Source organism: Streptococcus parasanguinis (genome assembly GCF_001578955.1).
GTDB lineage: Bacteria > Bacillota > Bacilli > Lactobacillales > Streptococcaceae > Streptococcus > Streptococcus parasanguinis_U.
Genome location: NZ_KQ969693.1, coordinates 45,979 through 53,787 on the forward strand (window position 1 = coordinate 45,979; position 7,809 = coordinate 53,787).

The 7,809-nt window shown below is 34.9% G+C and carries 9 protein-coding genes; 2 read left to right on the plus strand and 7 right to left on the minus strand.

Annotated elements, in window-relative coordinates; all coding sequences use genetic code 11:
• Window positions 1-26: 26 nt before the first annotated feature.
• The gene (gene ilvD / locus SPADD19_RS09855) at window positions 27-1,730 is read right to left on the minus strand and encodes a dihydroxy-acid dehydratase (RefSeq protein WP_061455894.1); all 1,704 of its coding nucleotides are present in this window, start codon (window positions 1,728-1,730) and stop codon (window positions 27-29) included.
• 214 nt (window positions 1,731-1,944) lie between these two features.
• Here ilvD and rpmF point away from each other — a divergent pair, with 214 nt between their 5' ends.
• Both rpmF and rpmG read left to right on the plus strand, forming a co-directional pair.
• Complete coding sequence (gene rpmF / locus SPADD19_RS09860; protein WP_003009516.1) at window positions 1,945-2,127, plus strand: 50S ribosomal protein L32; 183 nt, start codon at window positions 1,945-1,947, stop codon at window positions 2,125-2,127.
• 15 nt (window positions 2,128-2,142) lie between these two features.
• On the plus strand, window positions 2,143-2,292 hold the full coding sequence (gene rpmG / locus SPADD19_RS09865; RefSeq protein WP_001265622.1) for a 50S ribosomal protein L33: 150 nt from the start codon (window positions 2,143-2,145) through the stop codon (window positions 2,290-2,292).
• Window positions 2,293-2,759: 467 nt separating this feature from the next.
• Here rpmG and SPADD19_RS09870 read toward each other — a convergent pair whose 3' ends face one another.
• From SPADD19_RS09870 to SPADD19_RS09895, 6 genes are all read right to left on the minus strand, one after another.
• On the minus strand, window positions 2,760-3,545 hold the full coding sequence (locus SPADD19_RS09870) for an ABC transporter permease (protein ID WP_003013947.1): 786 nt from the start codon (window positions 3,543-3,545) through the stop codon (window positions 2,760-2,762).
• A gap of 1 nt (window position 3,546) precedes the next feature.
• The gene (locus SPADD19_RS09875; protein WP_003013825.1) at window positions 3,547-4,341 is read right to left on the minus strand and encodes an ABC transporter permease; all 795 of its coding nucleotides are present in this window, start codon (window positions 4,339-4,341) and stop codon (window positions 3,547-3,549) included.
• Window positions 4,338-5,324, minus strand: a complete 987-nt coding sequence (locus SPADD19_RS09880) for an ABC transporter ATP-binding protein (protein ID WP_003010129.1) — start codon at window positions 5,322-5,324, stop codon at window positions 4,338-4,340. Before SPADD19_RS09880 ends, SPADD19_RS09875 begins: the two co-directional genes overlap by 4 nt.
• Complete coding sequence (locus tag SPADD19_RS09885) at window positions 5,317-5,520, minus strand: hypothetical protein (protein ID WP_003010127.1); 204 nt, start codon at window positions 5,518-5,520, stop codon at window positions 5,317-5,319. The genes SPADD19_RS09880 and SPADD19_RS09885 overlap by 8 nt, the downstream gene beginning before the upstream one ends.
• 880 nt (window positions 5,521-6,400) lie before the next feature.
• Window positions 6,401-7,036 carry an SdpI family protein gene (locus tag SPADD19_RS09890; protein WP_061455895.1) on the minus strand — a complete coding sequence of 212 codons (636 nt, stop codon included), beginning with the start codon at window positions 7,034-7,036 and terminating at the stop codon, window positions 6,401-6,403.
• Window positions 7,023-7,304: an autorepressor SdpR family transcription factor gene (locus tag SPADD19_RS09895; protein ID WP_003009465.1), complete on the minus strand. Its 282-nt coding sequence runs from the start codon at window positions 7,302-7,304 to the stop codon at window positions 7,023-7,025. Before SPADD19_RS09895 ends, SPADD19_RS09890 begins: the two co-directional genes overlap by 14 nt.
• Between the last annotated feature and the right edge of the window lie 505 nt (window positions 7,305-7,809).

The window sequence follows — 7,809 nt, forward strand, 5'->3', positions numbered from 1 at the left end:
CTCTTTGAACAAAGTCGTCCTTGCAATTACTGTTTACCAGACTGTTCCATATTCCAGAAGTCGGTTACAGCACCACGTGATGCTGAAGAAACGATGTGGGCATATTTACCCAGAACCCCACGGCTATACAGTGGTGGCAAGGTTGTTTCAGCTTTACGTTTCGCTAACTCTTCGTCTGAAACGTGCATGGTGATTTCTTTGGTATCTTGGTCAACCGTTACCATGTCCCCAGTGTGGAGGTAGGCGATTGGGCCACCGACCTGAGCTTCAGGCGCAATGTGACCGACAACGAGACCGTAAGTCCCACCAGAGAATCGTCCGTCTGTCAAGAGGGCTACCTTGTCTCCTTGGCCTTTCCCAACGATCATAGATGACAAGGACAGCATTTCCGGCATACCAGGACCACCCTTAGGACCTACGAAACGAACAACGACAACGTCGCCATCCACGATTTCGTCCGAAAGAACGGCTTCAATGGCAGCTTCTTCTGAGTCAAAGACCTTAGCAGGGCCCGTGATGTTACGAACTTTCACACCTGATACTTTGGCAACCGCCCCTTCTGGAGCCAAGTTCCCTTTCAAGATGATCAATGGACCATCGGCACGTTTCGGATTTTCAAGTGGCATGATGACTTTTTGACCCGGTGTCAAATCAGCGAAGGCTTCCAAGTTCTCAGCAACAGTCTTACCAGTACATGTGATGCGATCTCCATGAAGGAAACCATTCTTAAGAAGGTATTTCATGACGGCTGGCACACCACCGACATTGTAAAGGTCTTGGAAGACATATTTCCCTGAAGGTTTCAAGTCCGCCAAATGAGGCACGCGCTCTTGGAAATCGTTGAAGTCTTCCAGGGTCAAGTCCACGTTAGCCGCGTGAGCGATCGCAAGCAAGTGAAGAGTTGCATTGGTAGAACCACCCAGCGCCATGGTGACAGTAATGGCATCTTCAAAGGCTTCACGGGTCAAGATATCCGATGGTTTGAGTCCCATTTCCAGCATCTTGACAACAGCACGACCTGCTTCTTCGATATCGGCTTTTTTATCCGCTGATTCAGCAGGGTGAGAAGAGGAACCTGGTAAGCTCAACCCAAGGACCTCAATCGCTGTCGCCATGGTGTTAGCCGTATACATCCCACCACAGCCACCAGGGCCAGGGCAAGCATTACATTCCAATTGCTTCACTTCTTCAGCGGTCATATCGCCGTGATTCCATTTCCCAATTCCTTCGAAAACAGACACCAAGTCGATATCCTTGCCGTTCAGATTACCTGGGGCAATGGTACCACCATAGGCAAAGATCGCAGGGATATCCATATTGGCAATGGCGATCATAGAACCAGGCATGTTCTTATCACAGCCACCGATGGCTACAAAGGCATCCACGTTGTGACCGCCCATAGCAGCTTCGATAGAGTCTGCAATGATATCGCGAGAAGTCAAGGAGAAGCGCATCCCAGGCGTTCCCATAGCGATCCCATCGGCAACCGTAATGGTCCCAAATTGAACCGGCCAAGCACCTGCATCTTTCACACCTTCTTTGGCCAATTTTCCAAAATCGTGGAGGTGGATGTTACAAGGGGTATTTTCCGCCCATGTCGAAATCACTCCGACAATCGGTTTCTCAAAACTTTCATCGGTCATTCCCGTCGCACGAAGCATGGCACGGTTGGGAGATTTTACCATGCTATCGTAGACACTACTACGATGGCGTTTGTCTAATTCTGTCATGTCATTCCTCTCGTTTCATTTTTTACCATTATAGCATAAAAGAAGGCCCAAAGACAGATCCAAACTTTGAGATCAACTAGGGAGAAGAAACTTTTCCCAAAAATTTCAATTTTTTTGTCAAGTAACTTTACTTTACAAAAAAGTTTTGTTATACTGTTAAAGTTGATGAAAATCAAACCTAATTGAATTTATATCTTAAAAGGAGAATAACGAAATGGCAGTACCTGCACGTCGCACATCAAAAGCGAAGAAAAACAAACGTCGTACGCACTACAAAGTAACAGCTCCATCTGTAAACTTTGACGAAGCAACTGGAGATTACTCACGTTCACACCGTGTATCACTTAAAGGATACTACAAAGGACGTAAGATCGCTAAAGCTGCATCAGCTGAATAATAGAAGGGAGATACCATGCGCGTAAATATTACACTTGAACACAAAGAATCTGGTGAACGCTTGTACCTTACTTCTAAAAACAAACGTAACACTCCAGACCGTCTTCAATTGAAGAAATACTCACCAAAACTTCGCAAACACGTTGTGTTTACAGAGGTGAAATAGGGGTTCACTACACGTCAATAGATGTTAGAAACCTTGATTTTAAGCGATTCTTGAAATTCTAAATTTCACTACATTGCAATATAAATCAACCGAATCACTACCTTTTTTGAAATAAGAATAATGATTCGGATATATAAAAGAAGAGGAACTTTATTGTGAAGCTCCTCTTTTTGTTATGTGTTCTTTTTCTCACAGATCGTATGACCTGGTTTGACACAGTTGGATTTCAGGTACTTTCAGTTTAGCTTTATATCAACCATCATCAAAATCCAACTATTTTCTTATTTTAAAAAATATGAATAAGTTTGATTGAATGAGGGAATTTCTTTAAATTTTTTCTTAGCACCTATAAGTTAATAATACTATTCTTTAAATTATAGTTTATAATTATCTGATGTTTCAATGACCACAAAACAAAGTACAGCGAATCACTTCCTTTAGTCAAACATATAACTGAACAACATTGTTTATCTTCCTGCACTTTCATATTTTTTCAATCCTTTTCTAAAAATTGTACGACTGATAATAATCAAAAAAACTGTAAAAACTATTTGATAGAAAAATAGGTTCAATGTATCTTTCCCTAAAAATATTAATACTGCAGGATTGGCAATTAATAAATTGGGAACAAATAACATAGTGATCAATCTGTTAATACCTGTAAAAATATTATATGGATACTTAGAAATTCCAATATAATTCAAAAATACATCTACTTTTGAAAATTTAGTTGGGAACCAAAATGAACTAATCGTTATTAGAAACCAAATTGAATAATATATAATACAACCACACATTAAAGAAAGGATATAAAATAATATTTTTAATGAATTTAAATGTACATTTAAATTTCCATAACTTATAAAAATGATCGCAAGACCAAAAAAAGTATTCACGAATTGAACTAAATTAAATGATCTAAAAATATAGAACAACTGAGTATCAAACGGCCTCAATAAAATTTGATCCAAGTTACCACTCAAAATATCTGATTCTAAAATTCCCATACTTCTAATTAACAATCCCATCATAACTCCATCTACAATAGTGTAGGAACCTACCAAAAATAAAATTTGATAATAGTCCCAACCATTAAAAGAGTCTATGTTTAAGAAAATCAATCTAAAAAATACAATAGGTAAACCAATCCACAGTATCGACGAAAATAGACCACAAAAGAAGTCAAAATGAAAATTCATATCAGATTTAAAACCAAAATGAAGTAGCCTAAAAATTACTTTTATTCTAAACATTTTATCCTCCCACATTTGAGAAGTGCTCCACTCCTTTTCTCAATATGAATCTTGATATAATATAAAAAATGATGCACCAAATCAATTGAATACAAATAATTCTCAAATAGTCTATTAATTTATATGTATCATTACTAAACATCTGAAGCGGTTCATATACTAAGTATTTAAAAGGTAATACATCTAAAAACAGACGAAAATTATTTGAAAAAAAACTTAAAGGCAATAATATTCCTGATAAAAACTGAATTACTATTTCTTTAACAGTAAGGACAAAAAATATATTTTCTAACCAAAAAGAAAGCATACCTACACAACATGATATTAAAAACCATAGAACCATAGATAGAATAATTGCAATACTTCCTAAAATAAGAATTTCAATGGTTAATAACTCATTCTTGTAATAAACACTGGAGAATAAAATGACAGGAATGATGATAAATAATAAATGAGCAAGCCTATCTCCAAGCATTTTACAAAAATAATACTTATAAAAAGTAACAGGTTTTATTAATATGCTAAAAAAATTTCCTGAATGAACATCGTCATTGATTTCCCAATCAACTGGATAAAAAACAAAATATGAAAAAATTATAGTCCCCAAATAGTATTGAACCATTGAGGTAAAATCATATCCTGCTATATTTATCTGGTTACTCTGATATATATACGTCCATAAAAATACTGATATCATAATTTGTATACTTGCCTGTAACATTAACAATAGTACACTTGATTTATAGTTCAAAATAGATCGAAATGATATCAGAATAATAGACATTTCTTTTTTCAATTGTGCTCCTTTTTTGTAAAATAGTTTTGTAAAATAATTTCTTCTAAAGAAAGATTTGATATTTCAAAATCTTCTATATCTACAAGCTTATTGATTGATTCTAATGTCTCAAAGACAAAATCTCTAGGTATTTTTAGTATACATTCCGATTTTGTTTGAGAAATGACTACTACTCCTTTAACAGAGCATAACTCTGGTACCAAATCTAATGTCATTTTTATCTTTAAATATTTAAAATCAGAAAATTTAGATAAAATAACATCCATTGACTCCTGCAAAATAATTTTTCCTTTGTCAATGACGATTAATTCGTCACAAACAGACGAAATATCATCCATATCATGACTCGTTAAAATAATAGTAGTATGACATTCTTCATTCATTTTCTTTAAAAATGTTCTGATATCTTTTTTAGACTGTATATCTAACCCTATAGTAGGCTCGTCTAAAAATAATATTTCCGGACTTGTTAAAGATGCCGCGATAAACTCCATTTTCATTTTTTGTCCAAGAGAGAGGGTCCGGACCTGCTGGTAAAGCTGATCTTTTACATTCAACAAATTGCTTAATTCCTGAATTCGTTCTTGTAAAATCGCCGGTTCTACCTCATATAAAGTACCAATCAATTGAAAATAATCCATAGCCGAAACATCTTGAAATAACTGTAATTTATTTCCTACTACTATTGAAATTTTTTTTCTAAAATTTATACTTCTTTTAAATGGAATTTCTCCATTCACTTCTAATTTTCCGGAACTAGGATAAAGAGTCCCAGTCAACATTTTAATCGTTGTGGATTTACCAGCTCCATTACTCCCAATAAAGCCAACTATACTCCCTCTCTTAATCGTAAAACTAATATCTTGAACAGCTCGAATCGTTATTTGATTACGTTTCAAAAATCTCTTGATAAATGGGAGTCTTGAATCAAAATTATAAAAATTTTTAGATAAATTCTGAGCATTAATAACTATTTCACTCATATATCTCTCCTTTCGATAAAATATATTTACTTGTACTTTTTCCATACTTTACCAAAATGCTAAAGATTGAGCTAAAATCTTCGGGATGGGTAAAATAATATTTGTCTTTAAAAAGTTTCTCAAAACCTTCAAGGCGATTATTGAAATCATTAAATTTTGTATTGTCTAGCTGGTTGAATGTCTCTTTAATATCCATAAACTTTCTCCGTGATTCTTTATTTCACTTTATAAATAGAAGAGTGTCTATATATTTATAGATCCTCAAGAACTTGCATTTTATCAAGTATAAGTAGAATAGTATGTAAGGGTTTACATATTCATATTATATGATTATGTAAGGAATCCGTCAATTTTCCACATTATTATATGACAAAATGTATTTTTTAAAAATGCAAAAATCTATGAGCAAGATGTTTGACTTCCTTTTTTAAAGTATATATACTTATATTAACCTTAGAAAAAAATGTTTGAACAGATATTCAATAATAATTACTTTTTTTAAAATTAAAATTCGAACTTTAAATTTTTATCCTTTTTATATTATTGAGTAACCTAAATTGCCCAATTTGTAAAATTTAGCTAGACAAAAAAAGACATCCAAGAGAAATTTCTTAAATGTCTGTAAACGTTGATATAAGCGTGTTGATTAACGTTTTGATAATTGTGATGCTTTACGAGCTTTCTTAAGACCTGGTTTGGAAAGCATGGGTTTCAGTTGGACTAAAAACAATGTAATACCAAGGATTTTCAGAACGATATCTACTGATTAATTTCATAAAATATGAATAAGTTTAAGCGAAATAGGGAAATTACTTTAAATATTTTATTTACAATTATAATTTATCAATGGTTTTCCTTCAATAATAGTATATAATGGAAGAAAACTGAGTCAACTATCCAGAAAGATACTATTCTGTCTGAAAATAGAATATAGTAGCCAAGTGTAAAGAATATACTATAAGCTTTCCGAAAAATTCGTATTTTCCTGAACGTTTTGAATTTGAAACGATGAACAAACAAAAACAACCGGAAAAGAAACCGTTCCCGACTGGCTTCTTCTCTGGTTGTTTTTCATACTAACGATTTTTCCGACTTAATTGATAAGAGTACACCATAGGGATAACCACAATGGCGAGGATGACCAGCACCAAAACATAAGAAAGTGCGAATTGAAGTCCTGCTTCAAGTAGAAGGATCAAACCTCCGAGGACCCACAACTTCCCTGCCAAGCGATGGGTTTTGTGCCAGTTATCTTCACTCTGCAAAGTCCAAGGCAGACGTATTCCAACCGTGTGATTCACTTTTAGCTTCGGCATGTAATTGCCCATGATCACAAAGATGAGACCCAGCAACACCGAAACAAAAACTGATGGATTGGTAGTAGATCCTAGCGCCTTGCTATAGATGAGATAGGAGGTACTTAAGGAAACGATTGGGGTCAACCAGTAAATCGCTCTGATCATTTTCTCATTCATCGTGCGATTCTTAGGATCACGTCCGATCACGAAAATCATAAACAGATGCACCATGAGATCGAAAATAGGAAGACCAAACACAACCAGGGGTTTCGATTGGAAGTTATTGGCCTGGCCAGCAAAATTGAAGTGAATCGGGATTTGGTTAGGCAATTGCGACCAAATCATCAGCCCCCAAAGCATGGGGAAAAGGATCACCATAGAAGTTAATAGCAATAGTTTTTTATTCGTTTTCATCAGTAGAGTCTCCTTTCAAATCAACGAGCCAGACCATTAAATCCTCCAAGACAGAAGTATTGAGTTCATAGTAGATAAAATTCTTCTCTTTTTCCTCTCGAATTAAATCTGCCTGCTTGAGGAGGCTTAAATGATGGGAAATCGTCGCTCCTGCTACATCAAAGTGGCCAGCGATATCACCAGCAGATAATTTCCCCGCCTTTAGCAGTTCTAAGATACTTCTTCTTATCGGATTCGATAAAGCTTTAAATGTTTGCGCAAAATTCATTCTCTATCTTCTCCAATCTATTTAGATTTCTTTCTAAATAGATTCTAGTACTTCCAGATAGATTTGTCAACTCTATTTTGAAAAAAATCTAAATAGTTTCTGTTGTAAAAAAATATCAGACCTAAGACCGATTCTTATAAACAGCGTCTTTTCTTAAGTTTTCTTTAAGAAATCAGCCTTATAATAAAACCATCAAATGAAGACCTCCCAACTTTGTTTGATAGAAAATCCTAAACTTTTTCATAATAATCTCCCTATAAGAGCCACCAAAACCGGTGGCTTTTTTCTACGTACCTTAGTGAGTCAAGTCCAATAGGGGCGTAGACGAACTTAGGTAAGTTGACGCAGTTCGAACGACAGTGAGAACTACGATCTTTAGAATGGAATAAGTAATTTTACTGTTTGAAATGATGATTAATGCATTTTGTCAGACCTAAGACCGATTCTTATAAACAGCGTCTTTTCTTAAGATTTCTTTAAGCAAACCGCTTTATAATAAAACCAT

Coding starts and splice junctions, on each gene's coding strand:
- ilvD (WP_061455894.1), bottom strand. CDS start 1,730: ATGACAGAATTAGACAAACGCCATCGTAGTAGTGTCTACGATAGCATG.
- rpmG (WP_001265622.1), top strand. CDS start 2,143: ATGCGCGTAAATATTACACTTGAACACAAAGAATCTGGTGAACGCTTG.
- SPADD19_RS09895 (WP_003009465.1), bottom strand. CDS start 7,304: ATGAATTTTGCGCAAACATTTAAAGCTTTATCGAATCCGATAAGAAGA.
- SPADD19_RS09870 (WP_003013947.1), bottom strand. CDS start 3,545: ATGTTTAGAATAAAAGTAATTTTTAGGCTACTTCATTTTGGTTTTAAA.
- SPADD19_RS09880 (WP_003010129.1), bottom strand. CDS start 5,324: ATGAGTGAAATAGTTATTAATGCTCAGAATTTATCTAAAAATTTTTAT.
- SPADD19_RS09885 (WP_003010127.1), bottom strand. CDS start 5,520: ATGGATATTAAAGAGACATTCAACCAGCTAGACAATACAAAATTTAAT.
- SPADD19_RS09890 (WP_061455895.1), bottom strand. CDS start 7,036: ATGAAAACGAATAAAAAACTATTGCTATTAACTTCTATGGTGATCCTT.
- rpmF (WP_003009516.1), top strand. CDS start 1,945: ATGGCAGTACCTGCACGTCGCACATCAAAAGCGAAGAAAAACAAACGT.